The 19231-nt window shown below is 42.7% G+C and carries 23 protein-coding genes; 15 read left to right on the top strand and 8 right to left on the bottom strand.

All coding sequences use genetic code 11. The features are described from left to right. Window positions 1–528 precede the first annotated feature (528 nt). The 6 genes from ZOBGAL_RS19860 to ZOBGAL_RS22930 all read left to right on the top strand — a co-directional run bounded on the left by ZOBGAL_RS19860 (window position 529) and on the right by ZOBGAL_RS22930 (window position 6270). Window positions 529–1170, top strand: a complete 642-nt coding sequence (locus ZOBGAL_RS19860) for a hypothetical protein (protein ID WP_013995537.1) — start codon at window positions 529–531, stop codon at window positions 1168–1170. Window positions 1171–1406: 236 nt separating this feature from the next. After that, on the top strand, window positions 1407–2018 hold the full coding sequence (locus ZOBGAL_RS19865) for a hypothetical protein (protein ID WP_013995538.1): 612 nt from the start codon (window positions 1407–1409) through the stop codon (window positions 2016–2018). 221 nt (window positions 2019–2239) lie between these two features. Then, on the top strand, window positions 2240–3292 hold the full coding sequence (locus ZOBGAL_RS19870) for an alpha/beta hydrolase (RefSeq protein ID WP_013995539.1): 1053 nt from the start codon (window positions 2240–2242) through the stop codon (window positions 3290–3292). 248 nt (window positions 3293–3540) lie between these two features. Beyond that, window positions 3541–4341: an alpha/beta hydrolase family protein gene (locus ZOBGAL_RS19875; RefSeq protein WP_013995540.1), complete on the top strand. Its 801-nt coding sequence runs from the start codon at window positions 3541–3543 to the stop codon at window positions 4339–4341. 273 nt (window positions 4342–4614) lie between these two features. Then, window positions 4615–5340, top strand: a complete 726-nt coding sequence (locus ZOBGAL_RS19880; RefSeq protein ID WP_013995541.1) for a siderophore-interacting protein — start codon at window positions 4615–4617, stop codon at window positions 5338–5340. Between the two features lie 156 nt (window positions 5341–5496). Beyond that, window positions 5497–6270, top strand: coding sequence for a DUF4405 domain-containing protein (locus tag ZOBGAL_RS22930; RefSeq protein WP_013995542.1), 774 nt, complete (start codon window positions 5497–5499; stop codon window positions 6268–6270). Between the two features lie 3 nt (window positions 6271–6273). On the opposite strand, the gene ZOBGAL_RS19890 is transcribed toward ZOBGAL_RS22930, so the two are convergent. After that, on the bottom strand, window positions 6274–6648 hold the full coding sequence (locus tag ZOBGAL_RS19890) for a Fur family transcriptional regulator (protein ID WP_013995543.1): 375 nt from the start codon (window positions 6646–6648) through the stop codon (window positions 6274–6276). 119 nt (window positions 6649–6767) lie between these two features. Here ZOBGAL_RS19890 and ZOBGAL_RS19895 point away from each other — a divergent pair, with 119 nt between their 5' ends. The 7 genes from ZOBGAL_RS19895 (at window position 6768) to ZOBGAL_RS19925 (ending at window position 10911) form a co-directional block, all read left to right on the top strand. Next, on the top strand, window positions 6768–7676 hold the full coding sequence (locus ZOBGAL_RS19895) for an NAD(P)/FAD-dependent oxidoreductase (RefSeq protein ID WP_013995544.1): 909 nt from the start codon (window positions 6768–6770) through the stop codon (window positions 7674–7676). Between the two features lie 22 nt (window positions 7677–7698). Beyond that, entirely contained in the window at window positions 7699–7944 is a 246-nt protein-coding gene (locus ZOBGAL_RS19900; RefSeq protein ID WP_013995545.1) for a hypothetical protein, read from the top strand. Window positions 7945–7955: 11 nt separating this feature from the next. Then, window positions 7956–8558, top strand: coding sequence for a class I SAM-dependent methyltransferase (locus ZOBGAL_RS19905; protein ID WP_013995546.1), 603 nt, complete (start codon window positions 7956–7958; stop codon window positions 8556–8558). Window positions 8559–8719: 161 nt separating this feature from the next. Beyond that, window positions 8720–9202: a MarR family transcriptional regulator gene (locus ZOBGAL_RS19910; RefSeq protein WP_013995547.1), complete on the top strand. Its 483-nt coding sequence runs from the start codon at window positions 8720–8722 to the stop codon at window positions 9200–9202. Further along, the gene (locus ZOBGAL_RS24085) at window positions 9199–9441 is read left to right on the top strand and encodes a YgjV family protein (RefSeq protein ID WP_013995548.1); all 243 of its coding nucleotides are present in this window, start codon (window positions 9199–9201) and stop codon (window positions 9439–9441) included. Before ZOBGAL_RS19910 ends, ZOBGAL_RS24085 begins: the two co-directional genes overlap by 4 nt. Window positions 9442–9790: 349 nt before the next feature. After that, on the top strand, window positions 9791–10354 hold the full coding sequence (locus ZOBGAL_RS19920; RefSeq protein ID WP_013995549.1) for a Crp/Fnr family transcriptional regulator: 564 nt from the start codon (window positions 9791–9793) through the stop codon (window positions 10352–10354). A 167-nt stretch (window positions 10355–10521) separates the two neighbouring features. Further along, on the top strand, window positions 10522–10911 hold the full coding sequence (locus ZOBGAL_RS19925) for a RidA family protein (RefSeq protein WP_046288104.1): 390 nt from the start codon (window positions 10522–10524) through the stop codon (window positions 10909–10911). An 89-nt stretch (window positions 10912–11000) separates the two neighbouring features. Here ZOBGAL_RS19925 and ZOBGAL_RS19930 read toward each other — a convergent pair whose 3' ends face one another. Genes ZOBGAL_RS19930 through ZOBGAL_RS19950 form a run of 5 tightly spaced genes read right to left on the bottom strand, consistent with a single transcriptional unit; the run spans window position 11001 to window position 15133 of the window. Then, entirely contained in the window at window positions 11001–11678 is a 678-nt protein-coding gene (locus ZOBGAL_RS19930; protein ID WP_013995551.1) for a type 1 glutamine amidotransferase domain-containing protein, read from the bottom strand. 16 nt (window positions 11679–11694) lie between these two features. Beyond that, complete coding sequence (locus ZOBGAL_RS19935) at window positions 11695–12855, bottom strand: iron-containing alcohol dehydrogenase (protein WP_013995552.1); 1161 nt, start codon at window positions 12853–12855, stop codon at window positions 11695–11697. A gap of 29 nt (window positions 12856–12884) precedes the next feature. Beyond that, window positions 12885–13880, bottom strand: coding sequence for an NADP-dependent oxidoreductase (locus ZOBGAL_RS19940; protein WP_013995553.1), 996 nt, complete (start codon window positions 13878–13880; stop codon window positions 12885–12887). Window positions 13881–13891: 11 nt separating this feature from the next. Next, window positions 13892–14524, bottom strand: coding sequence for a nitroreductase family protein (locus ZOBGAL_RS19945; protein ID WP_013995554.1), 633 nt, complete (start codon window positions 14522–14524; stop codon window positions 13892–13894). Between the two features lie 30 nt (window positions 14525–14554). Further along, window positions 14555–15133 (bottom strand): TetR/AcrR family transcriptional regulator, encoded by a 579-nt coding sequence (locus ZOBGAL_RS19950; RefSeq protein ID WP_013995555.1) that lies wholly within the window; start codon window positions 15131–15133, stop codon window positions 14555–14557. A gap of 199 nt (window positions 15134–15332) precedes the next feature. Here ZOBGAL_RS19950 and ZOBGAL_RS19955 point away from each other — a divergent pair, with 199 nt between their 5' ends. Next, window positions 15333–15812, top strand: coding sequence for a GAF domain-containing protein (locus tag ZOBGAL_RS19955; protein ID WP_013995556.1), 480 nt, complete (start codon window positions 15333–15335; stop codon window positions 15810–15812). 12 nt (window positions 15813–15824) lie between these two features. On the opposite strand, the gene ZOBGAL_RS19960 is transcribed toward ZOBGAL_RS19955, so the two are convergent. Next, window positions 15825–16586 (bottom strand): DUF481 domain-containing protein, encoded by a 762-nt coding sequence (locus ZOBGAL_RS19960; RefSeq protein WP_013995557.1) that lies wholly within the window; start codon window positions 16584–16586, stop codon window positions 15825–15827. 123 nt (window positions 16587–16709) lie between these two features. Then, on the bottom strand, window positions 16710–18170 hold the full coding sequence (locus tag ZOBGAL_RS19965) for a pyridoxal phosphate-dependent decarboxylase family protein (RefSeq protein WP_013995558.1): 1461 nt from the start codon (window positions 18168–18170) through the stop codon (window positions 16710–16712). Between the two features lie 113 nt (window positions 18171–18283). Here ZOBGAL_RS19965 and ZOBGAL_RS19970 point away from each other — a divergent pair, with 113 nt between their 5' ends. After that, window positions 18284–19198, top strand: a complete 915-nt coding sequence (locus ZOBGAL_RS19970; protein WP_013995559.1) for a LysR substrate-binding domain-containing protein — start codon at window positions 18284–18286, stop codon at window positions 19196–19198. The last annotated feature ends 33 nt before the right edge of the window (window positions 19199–19231 follow it).

Here is a 19231-nt window from a genome sequence, read left to right on the forward strand (position 1 = left end):
TCAGTGCAAGGCACTAAAGGGCGCCCCTAGGGTGGGGGATGCTTCCTAGGCCAATACACCGAACTCCAATATAGGTAATTTCCCATCTTAGTCCTTGTAGGCAGTGTCGCATCGACACCCATCTATTGGTTGGTCACACGGTATATAAAGTCATAGTTCCCTAACGGATGCCTGGCCTTATATGTCCCTCAATAACAAAGCAAACCAACCTATATCCGCTTTGTCTTATTTAGTCCTTATTGGTGCAATAATCCTTTCTACAAATTCGTTCTTTGGGATTATAAGCAATAACCTGACGAAACCATAAAAAGAATACCTAAAATATTAAAAACGTGTTACCCCAATCCCTTATAAAAACCTGGTAAACCCCATACTGTCCCTTGAAAGGACTTGTCCGAAGAGTAGGGGATATCTTCCCTAGATCCACGCATCATCTAAACATCAGGGATTTATTATGTTAATCGCTATAAGGGGAAACGATATCAACCCCAATGGTATGTAACAGTTGGCCATCATTAAAAAAACGCAATGAATATAGATAACAGATCATCTCAATTTTGGAATTGGTTCAATAGCAACAAAGCGAAATACGAGTATACTTTGGCCAATTTGAATTCACTACATCAAGGCGAAATTGATGAAGCAATGAATGTTTTTGAAGAAAAATTGCACGTATACAATGAAAACATTTGGTTTAGAATGGGGGGAGAAAAACCATATGAACTATTAATAACGGCTGAAGGGAATGTAGAACAATTTGATGCTGTAATCGACCTGGTAAATAGCGCCCATACGATAGAAAACTGGAAAATCATACCCTTTATACAAGCTCGGGATATTTCTAAGTTTAACTACAGGCTTGACGATTTTGAACTTACCGAAAAAGATGTCTTTTTTACCTATACAGAAAATCTAAGTGGTGAAAATGGCTATTATTTGGAAACCATGTTCTACGTAACCGATGACAAATTTATCAATGATGATTCTTTTAAATCTTCTATCATTAGAATTGCAGAGACGGCACTTGGCGAATACGATTTTGCCAAAATCATTGGTTTTATAGATGTTGAAAAAGTCTCCAATACATACTCCGAACACAAAAGCGAAATGCTACCCATATATAAGTTAAAAGACATTTCAGAAAGTATTAAAAATAAACTACGGGAATAACAAGCATAGCTAGCAAAGGTAAATCAAGTCTTCAGCTGGAGCGAGCGTCCCGCACCCATTTCGAAGGAGGGGCAAGGTGGAAGATACGCCCGCCATGGTACGCACCCCACTTATCACATCAATCGGATTCGAGGGTTAGTTTTACGTAAGTTCCTTTTTTCCAGTTGAAAAACCTAGGGTATAGCGATGGTGATTTCCGAAAAAAAATATAATTTACGATAGAAACGCCCTTTGTTATGATTAGAAGAACATCAGGAAAGTTTGCGCAAAACTACGAAGCAAAAAAGTACGCCCGACCAAAGTCCGCCACCGACAAACCCGATAAGGCAGCCGACCCTTCGGCCGAGTTTAGGCTTCTGCAGGCTTCCTACCTGAACGAGCTTGTAGAAGCTGCCGAATACAAGGTAGTTACAAAAAAGAAGAAGAAATTGTTTTGGACGGTTAAAGAAGAAGTTGTTGTCGATAATTATAAAGACTTCTTAAAATCGAAAACAAGCTTGGTCGGCGCATTGAACGATCGAGCCTTTTTAATGTTCGATGACCTTCAAAATTTTCTAAAGCAAAAAGGAATACACATAACGAATAGTTTGACCGAAGAGGCCCGGCAAAAATTTAGGACACGGGACGAACATCCTATTTTGATCAATTACCAAACCGCCAAGAAGCTCGCAGAGCAATTAAAACACCTGAATATAACGGACGAAGACCTGCGCAAGGCCGATACCGACAACTTGCATCAATTAAATGAAAGCCTTTTCGAAAAGCAGCGTTCGGAAGTAAAGATGTTTGAACAGGCAGTCAACGAAATCGAGAAAGACGCCATCTTATTGGTTAGGATTAGGGATTAATGTGCCCCTCTTCCCAACTAACACGAATGTACCATTTAAAAAACCGTCCAAAACACCCCCCTCCTGGAGGAGCCCGTAAGGCGGGGGATGCTACCCTTAACGTTTGTACTTCCTAAAATGCTTCTATTATGGAGTCAGAGACACGGTATTCCTTCCCATCTATATAATAATTGCCCTCACTGAAACGTTGGCTATAATCCAATCATTTATAAAAACCGTACATGAAAGCCATTGCCCAGGCCTTTTGCGCCTTATTGATCTTGACCGCTTGTTCCGAAGATGCCATTGAAGATCCCCTTCCCACCTTACCCTCTGCTGAAAACGAACTTCAAGGCCCCATTGCAAAACCCTTGGGCGGCTATGGGAGCGATGGTACCTATACGGTGGCAAAGACCACATTTGAAAGTCCTATCTACGAAGGGAAAAATGTAGAAATATTCTATCCCCAAGAAGCCACTGAAGCTTTACCCACCATCTTCTATTCGCATCCTTACGGAGGTGAGGAAAGTGAATATAACATCGGACTGTATGAGTTTATAGCCAAAAAGGGATATGCCGTGGTCTTCGCGCCCTATCCCACGACCGGGGTATCGGTCGACGAACGCTACGAGACCTTATGGGAAAGTTTTAAAAAGGCCGCAACCGATTATCCCGATATTATCGATACGGAAAAAGTCGGTTTTATGGGACACTCCTTCGGCGGCGGGGCATCATTTAGCCTGGCCTACAAAGGTTTTGTAGAAGAGGGCTGGGGCGAAAACGGCAGGTTTATTTTTGCCATGGCCCAATGGTTTTCCTACCAACTCTCCGATACCCAGTTAGACCATTTTCCATCGAACACAAAACTTATCACACAGGTCTATGACGATGATGTAACCAACGACCATAGAATGGCCATTGATATTTTTAAGAACATCAACATAGCCGATGCGGAAAAGGACTTTATCTTGATCAAAAGCAGTGTTTTGAACGACTATACCTATTCGGCCGAACACAATCTGCCCAATACGAAGTCGGCCTACGATGCCTATGATTATTATGGGATTTACAGACTCTTAGATGCCATGATCGATTATAGCTTTAACGGAAACCTTGAAGGAAAGAAGGTCGCCTTGGGCAACGGCTCCCTAGAGCAAATAAGCATGCCCAGTTACGATGGGCAGGCACTGGAACCCTTGGTCGTAACCGATGATCCCACACCAAATTACCCACAGTCAAAATACTTGTTTAAATGCGCCTCATTGAAAAACCCAAGGAGCGCCCATTGTGAATAAGGGTGGGGCAGGACCTGAGTGGGACCGATCGTGTCCAACACGTTCTATTTATTTTAAGATATAGATAAAGGCCCCATTCCGGGGCTTTTTACTCGAATAACCTCCCCTTCATTATACTCCGGGTTTTAAATTGAAAATGGCTAGGATCCCACAATTTATTTAACTTGTGCCCATAACCCTACGAAGAAAACCGACGGAATACCTAAGACGTTTAATCGCGTGGGCGCATATACCAAAAGCCAAGATAGATGAAAACCTGCCTAAGCAAAATCCTACTATTCATTAGCCTATTCCTTTCCCTAGGCACATATGGCCAAGACCCCATTTTTACGGAATACAAGGTCAAGGAATTTTCGTTTCAAGGACATGAGGCCAAAATAGTCTTTCCCAACACAGGAAACGCCAACCGTTATTGGATTTGGAGAGCAAGATTCTGGGGCCATGAACCGCAAGTCGACAAAGCCCTTTTGGAAAAAGGTTTTCACGTGGTATATGTTGATGTGTCCGATCTATTTGGGAGCAAGACGGCCGTGGACCTGTGGAACGACTTCTATACGTTTTGCACTTCGGAATACGGACTCCATAAAAAAGTGGTTTTAGAGGGAATGAGCCGAGGGGGACTGATCGTCTATAATTGGGCCTCACAAAACACCGACAAGGTATTCGCCATTTATGCCGACGCCCCGGTCTGCGATATTAAAAGCTGGCCAGGAGGCATGTTTAGCGGAGAGGGGAGTCCCCAAGCCTGGAAACGCTGCCTGGAAGCCTATGGCCTAGATGCCGATTCGGTCAAAGACTTTGATGATATCCCCATAAACAATAGTGTAAAAGTGGCCAAAGCCGGTATTCCGGTAATGCATGTATATGGAGATGCCGATGTAGTAGTACCTTACGGGGAAAATACGGCCCTACTTGCCAAGAACTTCAAGGAAGCAGGAGGCCACATTGAACTCATCGGAAAAAAAGGGGTTGGCCATCATCCCCATTCCTTAAAAGATCCTTCTCCTATCGTTGATTTTATATTACAAAGTGTAACTTACAAAGAATAGCCCAAACCGGGTATCCGCGCCGAAACGAAAGGCCAAGAATCCCCCCTTCATGGGACATTCCGGTTTTAAAACGGAACCACTGGAAAAATTGGGGGCGGCCGATTAAACTTTACCCTAAAAATACCGTCCAATAGGGGAGGACGCATCGGTCCTTTTAGGGCTTTTGAAGGAAGTCCGCAGCTAGTCGGCAGGAGTAAATCACCCAAAAAAAGCCTTAACAAACTATAATAAAGCGATTTACCCCTGCATATTTAATTTAGAAAAATAACAAAAATGGGAATAGTAGAGACCCTCATCAAAAAGATACTGGAGAAAGGAAGGATCGTAGAAAAATTGAAGCTCTCCGAATCGGTTTATAAAATCCGAATAACAAGCAAGCACATTAAAGACGTTGATTTTACCCCCGGATATTTTATACGACTAGGGGTCGGTATCGGCCAAGAGGAAATTGCCTTAAAGGATAAGGTAAGAAGCTATAGCGTTTGGGCCATTGACAGGGAAAACGAGACCATAGATCTGGCCATTGCCACCCACAGCAGGGGAATAGGGGCAGTGTGGGCCGAAACTTGCCAAACGGATACCGAGGTACACTTCAAGTGGAAAAAGGGAAATTTTCTTTTAGACGATAGTGCCGACAGTTACTTGATGATCGGCGATCTATCGGCTTTATCGCATCTCTATGTGATAAAACGACATTTGCCAGAGGAAAAGCAGGTGGAAAGCATTATTTATAATCACGACCTAAGCGAAATGTTTCCCGATATTGATGGAAGCACGCCCTTTCGTTTTTTCGAAATGCCCGAAAATCCCGCAGAAGAGGTCTTGACCGAACTAAGACCCTTACTAAAAAAAATGCAGGGCAGAAAGATGGTCTATATTGCGGGCGACAGTAGGTTGTGCGTTGCCTTGAACAAATACTTTAGAAAGGAATTGAATTGGGATACGAAGCAAATCAAGACCAAGCCTTTTTGGAACCCTGATAAAAAAGGATTGGAGTAAAGACGTCCGAAGGGTGATTTTATGTGTCGCTTTTTAGGTTCGGGTTTCACATTTACCATTTATCCCTATACTTTAACCTTTACTTGAATGGATTTTAAACACATATTTGCGAGTTTCACCCCCATCATATGAAATATATTTTAAAGGCCTAAAGCAATGAACGAGACTTCCAAAACCAAGAAAACGTCCAAGGTAAGAGTATATGTGGATTTGTTCTTTTTTACCCTTATGGTCTTAGTGCTCATTCCTCAAACTACAGGGATTCCTCTTCATGAATGGGCCAGTTTTATCATTATCCTCCCTTTTTTTTTACACCTCATTATTAATTGGAATTGGATCGCTACGAATTCGAAAAAATTCTTTCAAAGGGGATCCAACAAAACCCGATTCGATTATGTCCTAAACTGGACCCTCTATTTTTTTATGATTGTCATAACGGTTTCCGGTATCGTTATTTCAGAGGCCGCTTTGCCCGTTTTTGGAATCCATTTTGAACCCGACCCGTTTTGGACAAAAATCCATAACCTTAGCGCCACCCTCTTTATGCCTGTCTTTGGTATTCATATCGCCTTGCATTGGCGATGGATCCTCGGTGCTTTCAGCAAATTTAAATTTAAGTCCGATTTACACCATTTGACCGAAGTGGGCACCATCATATCAAAACGTATGCTCCAGCTACTACTGTTGATTTGTTTAAGTATTGTTCTGTCTTTAACAGTGTATTTATTTGAATTCAGCGAATGGGCCGAAGGTTTTAGAACAAGTGCGGAAAGCAACTCGGGACAAGAGCCCGGAGGACCGGGCATGGGTTGGATGAGATATGTTTTACCCTTGGTCAAGGTTACCGTACTTACTGGTGTTCCGGCACTTATTGCGGGGGGCATCATACGACTCAAAAGGAAACTTCGAGGGAAGGAAATCCATTCTTAAAATTTAAGCACAATCTTTACAAACCCCAATAAGTACACAATTCACACTTTCCACTTCATAGCCCTTAGCTATGGTGAAATTTACGGGAAGGGGCAAGCATTCTATGGTCTCGCAATTTTTGCAGCGAAAATGAAAATGGTGCAAGGGTTTTTCGTTCTCGTCGCACTTTAAACACAGGGCGAAATATTGCTTCCCGTCGTCGGCTACTACTCTATGTAAAACCCCGTCCTCACAAAAGCGGTTCAGCACCCTGTAAATTGTAGCTCTGTCAATGGCGACATCTATTTTCTTCGCAATGGCATCAGGACTCATGGCCTTGGTACTGGAACTCAAAACGGAAAGTACCGCCTCCTTTGTGGGCGTATTTCTTCTTTTCATAGTATAAAATTACATATAAATAAATTAATGCGATGTTGTTGCAATTATATAAAAAACGCATATATTCGTCAAAAGTTTAATGCGACTATTTTGCATTTACAAATAAAATCCATCTTGCAATGAACAGTACCGCACATTTTGAAATAATAGTTGTCGGAGGAAGTTACGCCGGTCTTTCCGCGGCAATGGCCTTAGGTCGTTCCTTACGAAGCGTATTGCTCATCGATAGTGGCTTGCCCTGTAATCGGTACACCCCACACGCCCATAATTTTATTACCCATGACGGGGTAAAACCAAGTAACATATCAGAACAAGCCAAATCCCAGGTATTAAATTACCCCTCCGTTACGTTTATTGATGATGTTGCCATACAGGGAGTTAAAAGCGACCCAGGTTTTCGGATCTTCACGAAGAAAGGAAAGGAGTTTACCGCAAAAAAATTGATTTTTGCCACAGGAATCAAGGATACAATGCCCGATATATATAATTTTTCCTCTTGCTGGGGAATATCTGTTGTGCATTGCCCGTACTGCCATGGATATGAAATCCGTCATAAAAAAACAGCGATAATAAGCAATGGGGAACAAGCGATGCACTTGGCATCACTCGTTCTTAATCTCACGAAAGACCTTGTTATCTTAACCTCGGGAAAAGCAAATTTCAATACCGATCAAATCTTGAAGCTTACCAAAAACAACATAACGCTAATTGAAAAGGAGGTCGCTGGAATCGAACATGAAAATGGCTATATTAAAAATGTTGTATTTAAGGACAATAGCAAAGAAGATTTTCATGCCGCATATGCAAGCCTTCCGTTCACACAGAGCTCCGATATACCTGATTTATTAGGTTGCCAACTGAATGAACAGGGGCTTATAAAAGTCGATGGCATGCAAAAAACTACTGTTGATGGGGTATTTGCTTGCGGTGACAACAGTCTAAGGGCCCGTTCCATAGCCAATGCGGTCTCTACGGGAAATATGGCCGGGGCCATGGCAAATATGGAGCTCGCCCAGGAAGAATTTTAAGATCATTGTAAAGAATAAGGTTATGGTTGAAGTTTTGATTACCAATATTGAAAAAATTTCAAAAGCAAAGAGAATGGTTAAACTGCTTGAAAAGGAATTCGACCAGTTAAAAATTGATTATGACATGAATGAAACGAAATTAGCCTATCCTTGCGGTCATACGATATTGCGCATCGAAGGGCGACATATTTACACAAAAGAAATAATCTCAACAATTGAGAGAGAAGGTATTCTTTGCGAACTTATCAAGGATGAAATTTGTAGATAAAAAGGGAAAGTATGTCTGAGTTTTGGGAAGATAGTTTTTTAGACAAACAAGAAATGTGGGGGTTTAAACCGGCTAAGTCCGCTTTGTTGGCCCTAGATTTTTTTGATGGGCCATCGGTTAAAAATATACTCATCCCAGGTATCGGTTATGGTCGGAATGCGCAAATATTCAGATCAAAAGGTATACAGGTCACTGGCATAGAAATATCCAAAACCGCTATTGAATTGGCCCGAAAGCACTTCGGCGAAGCAATGGTTATACATCACGGTTCCGTAACCGACATGCCTTTTGACGACAAAAAATACGACGGAATCTTTTGTCATGCCCTAATCCACCTATTAAATCCAAGCCAAAGGGCTAAGCTTATAAGGGACTGTTATGACCAACTAGCCGATAAGGGCCATATGGTGTTTACGGCCATAACAAAGACCGCTCCCAATTTTGGAAAAGGAAAATTGCTGGGCAAGGATTGTTATGAGTTTCACCAGGGTGTGCCCATATTCTTTTACGACACCGAAGCAGTGAAAGCCGAGTTCGATAAAGTTGGACTCTGTGAAATTATAGAGGTAGACGAAAACCAACCCATGTTTTTGATACGGTGTAAGAAGGCCTGATCATCCGATTCCATAGATTTTAGATCGATATAAAGCTTGGCCATCTTCAGGGTCAAGCTTTTATTTTGTTTATTTCCATAATTGCCCCTTAATTTTTTTCTATTTACGTAACCAGTTACGAAAAATGATTTACATTTGCGTAACCAGTTACATATAAATTTATGAATGACTTTTTGACGGAGATAGAGTATGCAGGATTAATGAGTAGAATAAAGCGATTGAGCGATGAAGTGCTCTATAGCACAAGAGATTATTACAAGACGGTGGGCCTTGATATCGAGCCCAACTGGCATTTAATATTCTTATTGTTGGAGAAGCACAAGTGCATGACGATTACCGAAATAGCGCAGGAGCTGCGAATGTCACACCCTGCCTGTGTAAAGATCATTAAGAAAATGAAAAAAAAAGGATACATAAATACAAGTACCGACGATAATGACTCACGAAAACAATTGCTTGAGCTATCGGAAAAATCAAAGGAGCAACTACCGGTTTTTCGTGAACATTGGAATGCAGGGGCAAAGACCACGGAAGATTTGATCAAAAATAGTCCGCATTTTGTTGAAGAATTAAAAGAAATGGAAATATTAGTAAGTGAAAAAAATTATAAAGAAAGAACCTTAAGCCACCTTAATTTGAAATGAACCTGATTACAGAATTGTTTGGATATATTGCTATTGCAACTGGTTTTTTTGCAATAACAAAAAAGGAAATGGGGCCATTCAGGGTATGGCACCTAATCTCCAGTTTTTTCTATATCATTTATGGCGTGTTTTTAGAATCGATTCCTTTGGTCATCGCCGGCCTAGTTTTCTGTGTGATCCACGTATACCATTTGAAAAAGATCAAGCGCAACCAAGTCAATAAGCCTCATAAATTATAACCGATTTATGCGAACACCAGTCAATATTTCGTTAATTCAAGACGACTCTTAATCTAAGGGTCATATATTCTAAAACAAAAAGAACTCACCCATACCGGTGGACTCTTTGTGAATTGGAGGAAGTTCGATCATTTAAACGGTCATGTCTTTTAGACCCCTAACCCAATTACCTTCTGGCGAAGCGTGGATTGACAATAGGTAGGTCAATTGCATACATGCCCACCTGATTTGCACCTGATAATCAGGACCATATCGATAAGTCGGACGCCGGTATCTTTTTCGGTCCAACGATTTAAAACCTTTCAATAGCCTTATATTTATCTAAAAAAAATGAACTTTACATTTTTTTATGGAAGACCAGCTTAGAAAGCACATTGAAAAAGTAGTTTCAATATCGGATAAGGAGTTTGCTCATGTGTTGTCTCATTTCTCAAAAGCAAGCTATAAAAAAAACGATTTTCTTATCCAAAGGGGAGAAGAGGTCAACCATTGCTATTATGTTGTTTCGGGCCTCATGAAATTGGTTTATGATGATGTGGATGGAAAGGAACACATCGCATCATTTGCGATGAAGAATTGGTGGGAAAGCGACTTTACCGCCTATTTTACCCGAAGTAAGGCCAAACTGGCACTTCAATGTATTGAAGATACTCAGGTGTTTTGTATTACTCTGGGCAACTACTACAAACTTGCAGCAGAGCTTCCTAAAATGGGACATTTCTTTTTAGAGAAATCCAATGCCGGCCATATCGCTTCACAACGAAGGATTTTATCCTTTCTAACTTCAAGTGCCAAAGAAAGATATGGGCAGCTCTTAAAGGAACATCCCACTTTGTTTCAACGGCTCCCCAAAACCCTTTTAGCTTCCTACTTGGGCGTATCTCGGGAAACGCTAAGTAGAATGTCTTCTTGATTATTTTCTGATTTTTCATAATTGTGATGTTTATCACACCGTAAGCGATGCTAAAGTTCCAACCTTTGTAAGGCACATTCAAATCGAAGCCGTGACTTATAAAAAAAAGAATCTTAACCATCGCGCTATCGACTATCATGTCAGTAGCTGCACAACATCAAAAACAAATGGAGAAAAAAATTATCAACCCATGGCAATGGCAAAACGAAAGGAGTTATGTACAAGCGGTTGAAGTAATCAACCCAAAAGCTACGCTTTATATATCTGGTCAAACCGCAATTGATGCCCATGGAAAATCCAGCACGGAGGGTATGAAAACACAATTAATAAAGACGATTCAAAATCTGGAAAAAATTATAGAAGAGGCCGGGTTTGAATGTAATAATATCGTTAGATTAAATGTCTACACTACATCTACCGATGATTTTTTTAGCTGTTTTGATATATTTCAAAATTGGATTTCAGGGCATAACATACAACAAGCAAGTACCGTATTGGAAGTTAAAAGCCTTTTTGAAACCTTGAAAGTCGAATTGGAAGCCACCGTCATCAGATAAGATGGCCATGGTTCAAGGGAAATATTAAAGATAAAAAAAAGGCCTACCGGTACACCCGGTAAGCCTTTTGCAAAAAGGGGGAACTACAATTAGTTCAAACTGGCCAATAGTTTTTCGGCCACCAATTCCGATGAGGCAGGGTTTTGCCCTGTAATCAGGTTTCCGTCTTGCAAAGCATAGGCGGCCCAATCTTCCCCTCTAGAATATATTCCTCCATTGGACTTTAAGGCGTCTTCGACCAAAAATGGCACTACATTGGTCAATTGTACGGCTTCTTCTTCGGTATTGGAAAATCCTGTTACCTTTTTGCCCTTTACCAAGAAGTTTCCATCTCTACCCTTTACCTCTTTTAAGGCGGCAGGGGCGTGACATACGAAGGCTATAGGCTTGTTCTGCGCGTTGAACTTCTCGATCAAGGCCTTGGAATTTGCATCGGTAGCCAAATCCCATAGGGGACCGTGACCTCCAGGATAGAAAACCGCATCGAAGTCATCGGCCTTCATATCGGCCAATACTTTTGTGTTTTTGATTTTTTCCTGGGCTACCGGATCATTGTTGAAACGTTCGGTATCCTTGGTGCTGGCATCGGGCGTATCACTGCTCGGGTCAATTGGGGCGGCACCGCCCTTAGGGGTTGCCAGGGTAATATCGGCCCCTTTGTCAAGCAAGGTGTAATACGGATTTGCGAATTCCTCTACCCAAAATCCTGTTTTTTTTCCTGTGTCTCCCAACTTGTCATGGGAGGTTAAAACGAATAATATTTTCATCTTTTAATTTTTGAGGTTAATATGCCATTTTTACGATCTTCTCGGCATCTTGAGGAGTTAAGGCCTGACGTTCGCCAAGACCTTTCCATCCGCGATCGGTAAAACGTTGTGCTATTTTTTCGGCCGTACCTTCGTAATCGGAAGTATAGTCCGATAGTTTGGTGTCAATACCCAAGCCCTTAAAGAAGGCTTCGGTTTTTTCTATGGCCGCATAGGCCTTATCATCAATACTACCTTCGGTGATGTTCCAAACACGCTCGCCATATTGGGCCAATTTTTCTTTCTTGGCCTCAAAGTTGTACTTATAATGACTTGGTGCTACGACCGCTAAAGTCCTGGCGTGATCGATCCCGTACATTGCCGTAAGCTCGTGGCCCATCATATGTACCGCCCAGTCACCGGGAACCCCTTGTTGAATGAGTCCGTTAAGGGCCATGGTACAGCTCCACATAAAGTTGGCCGCGGCCTCGTAATCACTCGGGTCTTTGATCACCCTAGGAGCGATCTCGATTAGGGTCTGCAAGATACTTTCCGCGAAACGGTCCTGTAGAAGTCCCCCTGCAGGATAGGTCATATACTGTTCGAGAACATGGGTAAAGGCATCGGTGATACCGTTTACCAATTGTCTTTCTGGAATGGAGGTGATTACCTGTGGATCCAATACCGAAAACTGCGGGAATAGGGCAGGACCTCCAAAGGCCAACTTCTCTTGGGTTTCCTTCCTAGAGATTACCGTTCCCGAGTTCATTTCCGAACCGGTCGCCGGCAAGGTCAACACCGTACCGAAGGGCATTCCTTTTTGAATAGGCTCTCTTTTCCTTACAAAGTCCCATGGTTCTTCACCTTCATAAACTGCTGCCGCGGATAAAAACTTGGTTCCGTCAATAACCGAACCACCACCGACAGCTAGTAGGTAGGTAATATTTTCTTCCTTGATAACCTTTAAGGCATCCATAAGTACGGCGTACTCTGGGTTGGCCGGAATACCTCCGAACTCAACGACATCCGCCTTGGCCAAGGCCGTCTTCACCTGTTCGTAAACCCCGTTCTTTTTGATACTTCCCCCGCCATAGAGCATTAATATTTTGGCATCGGAAGGAATTTCCTCTGTTATTTTATGGATCGTATCCTTCCCAAATATGATTTTGGTAGGATTTTTAAATTCAAAATTATTCATAGCGTTTTTACTTTTGTGATTTGTGATCCTTAGATCTTAACGACCATTTTTCCTTTATTCTTTCCATCGAACAAGTCGATAAATGCTTGGGGAATGTTTTCAAAACCTTCCACTATAGTCTCGCTATAGGTCAGTTTTCCTTCGGCCAACCAAGCGGATAATTGTTTTAGGGCTTCAGGATATTTTTCGTGGTAATTGAAGACGATAAAACCTTGCATTAGGGCACTATTCCTCACCAAAAACGGTTGAACACTGATGCTCTTGGGCAGTTCGGTATTGTTATACACTGAAATGGCCCCACAAATGATCAGTCGCGCAAACTGATTGATGTTGAACAAGACCGCATCTGAAATAGGTCCGCCCACATTGTCAAAGTAAATATCAACTCCCTCGGGTGCCGCTTTTTTAATAGCTGCGGTCATATCATCGGTAGTGTTATAATTGATTCCCTCGTCAAAACCGAATTTCGATTTTAGCAAGTCTACCTTTTCATCACTGCCGGCAATACCGATAACCTTAAGACCGAGTATCTTCCCGATTTGGCCAACAACGCTTCCTACGGCACCTGCAGCCCCTGAGACTACCAAGGTTTCACCCTTCTTGGGTTTTCCTATTTCGGTGAGTCCCAAATAAGCGGTAAGTCCCGTCATCCCCAAAATACCCAAGTATGCACTTAAGGGGGCCTTGGTCTCGTCTACTTTGGTCAAACCTTCACCATTTGAAACCTGCTGGGTTTTCCAGTCCAGCATTCCCGCTAAGTAATCCCCGGGCTTGTAATCGGCATGTTTAGATGCCACAACCTTGGCCACGATTCCCGAATGAATGGGCTTGTTCAATTCAAAAGGAGGGGTGTACGACTTCACATCGTTCATCTTTCCCCTTAAATAGGGGTCTACGGAAACATAAGCGGTTTCCAAAAGCATTTCGCCCTCTTTTATTTCCGAAGGAGCCTCACTTTCAATAAACTCAAAATCGGAGACCGTCGGTCTTCCCTTAGGCCTGTTCTTTAATAGGATTGTTTTCATTTTCTTTTTTTTTAATCGAGTACGGTAACTAGGTCTTCAGTGCTCTTTCTCACTTTTACCAAGTTTACCAACCAATCGTTACTTGTATCCCTATAACCGATGGGCAATAACACACAGCTGCGTAGCCCCTTTGATCTTAGATCGAGGATTTCATCTACCGCATCTGGGTCAAAACCTTCCATCGGGGTAGAATCTACCCCTTCAAAGGCGGCAGCGGCAATCGCCTGTGAAAATGCGATATAGGCTTGGCGTGCGGCGTGTTGAAAATTTACCTCGGGGTCACGCTGTGGGTACATCCCCAACAATTGTTGTCTGTAATTTTCCCATCCTTCGTTCTTAAAGCCCCTAATTTCATTGGTGAGGTCGAACATTTTATTGATGCGCTCTTCGGTATAGTTGTCCCAGGCCGCAAAAACCAATAAATGCGATGAATCGGTGACCACCGACTGGTTCCATGCTACCGCTTTTATCTTTTCCTTTAATTCTTGATTCGTAACCACTATGATTTCAAAAGGTTGCAAACCACTAGAGGTAGGAGCGAGGCGGGCCGCCTCAAGTATACGGTCCACTTTCTCCTGTGGTACGGTCTCTCCATTCATCGCCTTAGCTGCGTATCTCCAGTTTAATTTATCGAGTAATTCCATATATATATTTATTGTTTAATGATGTTCTGTTTATTTTTTAATACTGCTCCAAGCCGATTGATAAGCTTCTTCCAAATGGTCTTCGTTCAATTGAAACGCCCCCCTTTTTTGCATGATCATTAAAAAGGATAAGGGGTTAATGGCATAGGCATATAAAATGTAATCGGATAAAGGTTTGATCCTTCCCTCTTTTCTGCCGCGTTCCCAAAGATCCAATAAGGGTTGTAAATGCTTAATACCTTGCTGACGGCTCGGCTCGTCAATGATGGGAGTATTGTCGCACTGCGCCAAGAACATGGCTTCCTCACATTCCTTAAGTTTAAAATCGGCTATGCGTTTCCAAATGATCTCAAAGCCCTTTTCAACATCCATTTTGGGGTCGTAGGTAGCAAAGGCATATTCCGTAAAGGCCGCCTTTACTTCGATATATACCTTATTGACCAAATCTTGTTTGTTCTCAAAATAGAGGTAAATAGTAGCAGGGGACACATTGGCCATTTTTGCTATTTTCGACATGGGAGCCGCATGGAAACCGCTATTGTTCACCAATTCTATGGTGGCTTCTACCAGCGCCTTTCTTTTAATTTGACTCTTTGTTAATGCTGTCATGGTTCTAAGTTCTGGCACAAAGGTAAGAACAAAAATGAACGTTCATTCTTTTTTAACAAAGGTTTAGTTTTTCCGTGGGAATAGAGTGGTCTCCCTACCGATTACTTTAGTAAATTTGTAGGTAAGCGACTATCCATACATCTGGAAGCCCGCATTCACATTAGACCGAACCGATTTTATTCAGTAAACACTATTTATTATGGATCACAAGGAAGGATCGACCCTAGCCACCGTTTTTGAAAAGTTGAAACAACCCGAGCCTAATTGGCAGCAGCTCTTGGAGGACATTATCAGTGGTTTTGACTGCACTACGGGAACCATCCACTTTTTAGACCAAGACACTTCTTTATTGCAATTACAGGCCCATAAGGGCATTCCTCCCTTTTTGATACCCAAGTTATCTACCATTCCCATCGGAAAAGGTATGGCCGGTATTGCGGCCGAGCGCAAGGAGGCCGTTGAGATGTGTAATTTACAGACCGACAGTTCAGGCGTGGCCCGTCCTGCCGCCAAAGAAACCAAAGTAGAGGGTTCCATTGCGGCCCCTATGTTATTGGACGGGAAGTTATACGGCACCTTGGGTATTGCCAAGCCCGTACCCTATGATTTTACGGAAGAAGAGCGTAACGACCTCCTTAAGATAGGGGAAGAGATGAGCAGGGTTCTCGCCACGCGATAAGTCGCTTGTCGTTTAAATGGAAAAGGTAAGTCCTAATTTCAGATTAGACGAACGATCGCTTTCCGAAGAGGTAGAAAAACTACTAAAGGAATAGTTGTACAAGGCGGAAAGGCTAAGATGGCCCGTTAGGGGCATTTCGGCCTTTAGCTGACTTAGTATACGATGGTTGGCTATATAGCGGTACAAGGGCTGGAAGTATACAGTTCCGGTAAAATCCAAACGCGTCTTCGGAAAGGCATAGGTAGCCGATAGATAACTGCTGTTCCTATGGTTATAGAATTGTTCTTCCGTATCTTTTTGTACCTCTATTTCGTACATATAGGCATTGCCAAAATAGACCTTTGCATTTTCTTCTGAAATTAACTTTAACCGAAGCCCTGCACCGACCAGGTTTCTGTTCCGTATAGATAACAGGGTGTTGTTCTGGTTTTGAACAAAACCTTCGAGCCTAAACAAATCGGTCAGTTTGTGATTGTAGCGTAGATGGAAGAAATAGGAATTCTGAAAATCCTCGTCCTTACTTCGTATGAGGTTGTAGTTTCCGATAAAGAAAAGGATTTTTTTCAAATCCCTTGATTTCAACTGGGTGGTAAGGTTGGATCCTATCTGAAGGATATAGGCCCCATTATTGTCCGTATAATTGAAGAGCAGGTCGCTTTTCAGGGCAAAGCGCACCGAGTCTTTTTGCATGCGTTTGGACTCAATATTCACCAACTGGGCGTTGGAAACACCAATAAAAATGAGGGCGGCACCTATGGTCAATGCTAGTTTCATGCGGCAAGCGATTTTATCAAGCTGCAAAACTATCATATTCCAAGGTGAATTTCGGTACACTTTACCAATTTGTACATAAATGAACCGACCTCTCTCGTTTTTACGGTTAGAAAAGCTTCCCTATTACCCCAAGACCAGCTCCGCACCTAAGATGGAAGCCCCTTGTTTTTCAATCTCATCGAGCAAGTCCTGAAAATCAGCCTTCGAGGTCAATGGATTCATAATAGAACACCTTAGGGTCCGTTGATCCCCAATGGTGGTCTGCACGATGTAAAAACTTCCAGTGGACACCAAGCGCTTCCTGATTTCGGTATTCAGGTGGTTTAATTTATCGGTAGGCATATTTTTATGGGGCGTATACCTGAAATTGACAATGTTCGATTCGGGTTCGTGCAGCAGTTCCATCCCAGGCTTCCCCTTGATCATTTGTGCCAGTACTTGGGCCGAATCGTAGAGACGGTCTACATTTTTTTCAAAAATATCGTTGCCATAGGTCTTTAGAATCATATAGACATTTGCCGAGAGAAACGGTTTGCTACACTCAAAAGTCCTTTTCGCCGAATTGTACCATTCTTCAGATTCCGGTGAATCCCATAAATATTGGGCCCTTTGCATAAAGGTCCTATAAATTTTGTTTCCCTCCTTAAACAAGAGGGCCGTACTCAAAACCGGGGTCATCAACATCTTATGGAAATCGATAACTACGGAGTCCGCTTTTTCGATTCCCTTGACCAAGGGCCTGTATTTTTCGGAAAACACCACCGCACCGCCATGGGCACCATCAACATGTAACCAAAGCTTATGGGATTTGCTAAACTCCGCCAAGGCCTCAAGGTCATCGTAAGAACCCGTAGCCGTAGAGCCAGCACAGCCAATAACACAAAACACATGGAGTCCGTCTTCCTTGGCCTTTTCCAAATAATGGGGGAGTAGGTCGGCACGCATTTTGAACTCATCATCTACCGGAACTTTAATGATTCCTTTATCGCCTAGCCCCATGATTCGTGCCGCCCTGTCAATACAGTAATGGGCCTCTTCGGAGACCAATACCGCCAATTTTTCGTTATGGCCTTCTTCCCAAACATTGTGGGGTGCCCGGTCTTTTCTTGCGGCCAATAAGGCGGTAAGGTTCCCTAGGCTTCCTCCCGAGGTCATAAGGCCCGAGGCCGTCTTGGGATAGCCCACTTTCTTTTGCGTAAAGTCGGTAACGACTCGCTCCATGGCATTGGAAACCGGTCCCATTTCATAAACCCCCGAACTATTGTTCAAAAGGTCGGTTACCATGCCCGTAAGGGCCGTTATTGGAGCCGGAACCGCAGTTTGGTGCCCCATATACCTTGGGTGCTGGGTTTGTTGCGAGCGAGCGATAATCGTTTTGAAGGTCGACATAGGATCTGATGGGCGCCCTAGGTCCCTTTCCCAAAACTGCAGCTCGTCTTCAGGGGCATTATCAGGGTAAACGGTTTTAGTATCTTGGTTTTGAAGGCTTCCCAAATGGTCGGCTAGAACATCGATAAGCTCCTTTCCCATTTCCCTAAATCGTTCCGCTTCGTAAACCTTCGATACTCTATTGTCTTTCATCATCGGGTGCTTTTTTTTAATTCTACATCTTCCTAAGCATTACAAAGCTAGACATCCTTATTAATAAGAATAAATACTTAATTTTGATAAACTAATAACAAATACGTATTACTGAAATGGATTTACAACACATACGTAGCGCCATATTGCTTTCAAAAAAACTGAATTTCACCAAAACCGCCGAGGCCCTACATATTGTACAACCGGCCCTTAGCCGTAAAATCAAGCAATTGGAAGAAGGTATCAACACCCCCTTGTTCAAACGAAACAAGCGGAATGTTGAGTTGACGGAGGCCGGAAGGTATTTTATTCCGGAAATGGAAAAGCTCCTTCTTCAGTATGAATTTATCATTAAGAGGACGAACCAAATCCACAAAGGCGAAGCCGGGGAACTTAAAATCGGCTTTACCCATTCGGTAATGCAGTCCATACTCCCCGAAATCCTAATAGACATTCGTCAAAACCTTCCGAACATCAAGACCATTTTAAAGGAACTCAACAACCGCGACCAATATATACGCCTGCAATCGGGGGAACTCGATATCGGTTTTGCCACCAACCCCTTGGTGCCGGTAGGATTAAAAAGCAAGGTATTACATATAGATAATTATGCCGTGTTGGTACCCAAGGGGTTTGATATGGAGCGGTTGCAAAAGAATGGCTTTGCCACATTTACAAAAGAGCCCTTTATCTTTCCCTCAAAGACCGATGGCCCCAACTATGTGAATATTATAGAGTCGATTTGCACCAGTGCCGGTTTTATACCTAATGTGGTACACGAAACCGATTCGGTAAGCACCAGTATACGATTGATCGAGGCGGGCATGGGGGTGTCATTGGAGCCTATGTCATCGATACGGGGACTCCATTTGCCCATAGACTTTCACGAATTGTCCGATACGCCCCAAAAGGCCCAATTGACCATGATATGGAATCCGAAATTAGAGTTTGAACACCCCAAGCTGTTTCAAATTCTACACCAAGTAAACCATGTAATGCCCCTAGACGGGCCAAAGGGAGAAACACACTGAAAAAATGGCAGCCCCGTACAGCGCTAACCCCTT

The sequence above is a fragment of the Zobellia galactanivorans genome, assembly GCF_000973105.1.
GTDB lineage: Bacteria > Bacteroidota > Bacteroidia > Flavobacteriales > Flavobacteriaceae > Zobellia > Zobellia galactanivorans.

Coding starts and splice junctions, on each gene's coding strand:
- ZOBGAL_RS19910 (WP_013995547.1), top strand. CDS start 8,720: ATGAATGACTTTTTGACGGAGATAGAGTATGCAGGATTAATGAGTAGA.
- ZOBGAL_RS24085 (WP_013995548.1), top strand. CDS start 9,199: ATGAACCTGATTACAGAATTGTTTGGATATATTGCTATTGCAACTGGT.
- ZOBGAL_RS19950 (WP_013995555.1), bottom strand. CDS start 15,133: ATGACAGCATTAACAAAGAGTCAAATTAAAAGAAAGGCGCTGGTAGAA.
- ZOBGAL_RS19905 (WP_013995546.1), top strand. CDS start 7,956: ATGTCTGAGTTTTGGGAAGATAGTTTTTTAGACAAACAAGAAATGTGG.
- ZOBGAL_RS19940 (WP_013995553.1), bottom strand. CDS start 13,880: ATGAAAACAATCCTATTAAAGAACAGGCCTAAGGGAAGACCGACGGTC.
- ZOBGAL_RS19955 (WP_013995556.1), top strand. CDS start 15,333: ATGGATCACAAGGAAGGATCGACCCTAGCCACCGTTTTTGAAAAGTTG.
- ZOBGAL_RS19970 (WP_013995559.1), top strand. CDS start 18,284: ATGGATTTACAACACATACGTAGCGCCATATTGCTTTCAAAAAAACTG.
- ZOBGAL_RS19935 (WP_013995552.1), bottom strand. CDS start 12,855: ATGAATAATTTTGAATTTAAAAATCCTACCAAAATCATATTTGGGAAG.
- ZOBGAL_RS19925 (WP_046288104.1), top strand. CDS start 10,522: ATGGAGAAAAAAATTATCAACCCATGGCAATGGCAAAACGAAAGGAGT.
- ZOBGAL_RS19965 (WP_013995558.1), bottom strand. CDS start 18,170: ATGATGAAAGACAATAGAGTATCGAAGGTTTACGAAGCGGAACGATTT.
- ZOBGAL_RS22930 (WP_013995542.1), top strand. CDS start 5,497: ATGAACGAGACTTCCAAAACCAAGAAAACGTCCAAGGTAAGAGTATAT.
- ZOBGAL_RS19945 (WP_013995554.1), bottom strand. CDS start 14,524: ATGGAATTACTCGATAAATTAAACTGGAGATACGCAGCTAAGGCGATG.
- ZOBGAL_RS19880 (WP_013995541.1), top strand. CDS start 4,615: ATGGGAATAGTAGAGACCCTCATCAAAAAGATACTGGAGAAAGGAAGG.
- ZOBGAL_RS19860 (WP_013995537.1), top strand. CDS start 529: ATGAATATAGATAACAGATCATCTCAATTTTGGAATTGGTTCAATAGC.
- ZOBGAL_RS19960 (WP_013995557.1), bottom strand. CDS start 16,586: ATGAAACTAGCATTGACCATAGGTGCCGCCCTCATTTTTATTGGTGTT.
- ZOBGAL_RS19895 (WP_013995544.1), top strand. CDS start 6,768: ATGAACAGTACCGCACATTTTGAAATAATAGTTGTCGGAGGAAGTTAC.
- ZOBGAL_RS19890 (WP_013995543.1), bottom strand. CDS start 6,648: ATGAAAAGAAGAAATACGCCCACAAAGGAGGCGGTACTTTCCGTTTTG.
- ZOBGAL_RS19920 (WP_013995549.1), top strand. CDS start 9,791: ATGGAAGACCAGCTTAGAAAGCACATTGAAAAAGTAGTTTCAATATCG.
- ZOBGAL_RS19875 (WP_013995540.1), top strand. CDS start 3,541: ATGAAAACCTGCCTAAGCAAAATCCTACTATTCATTAGCCTATTCCTT.
- ZOBGAL_RS19930 (WP_013995551.1), bottom strand. CDS start 11,678: ATGAAAATATTATTCGTTTTAACCTCCCATGACAAGTTGGGAGACACA.
- ZOBGAL_RS19900 (WP_013995545.1), top strand. CDS start 7,699: ATGGTTGAAGTTTTGATTACCAATATTGAAAAAATTTCAAAAGCAAAG.
- ZOBGAL_RS19865 (WP_013995538.1), top strand. CDS start 1,407: ATGATTAGAAGAACATCAGGAAAGTTTGCGCAAAACTACGAAGCAAAA.
- ZOBGAL_RS19870 (WP_013995539.1), top strand. CDS start 2,240: ATGAAAGCCATTGCCCAGGCCTTTTGCGCCTTATTGATCTTGACCGCT.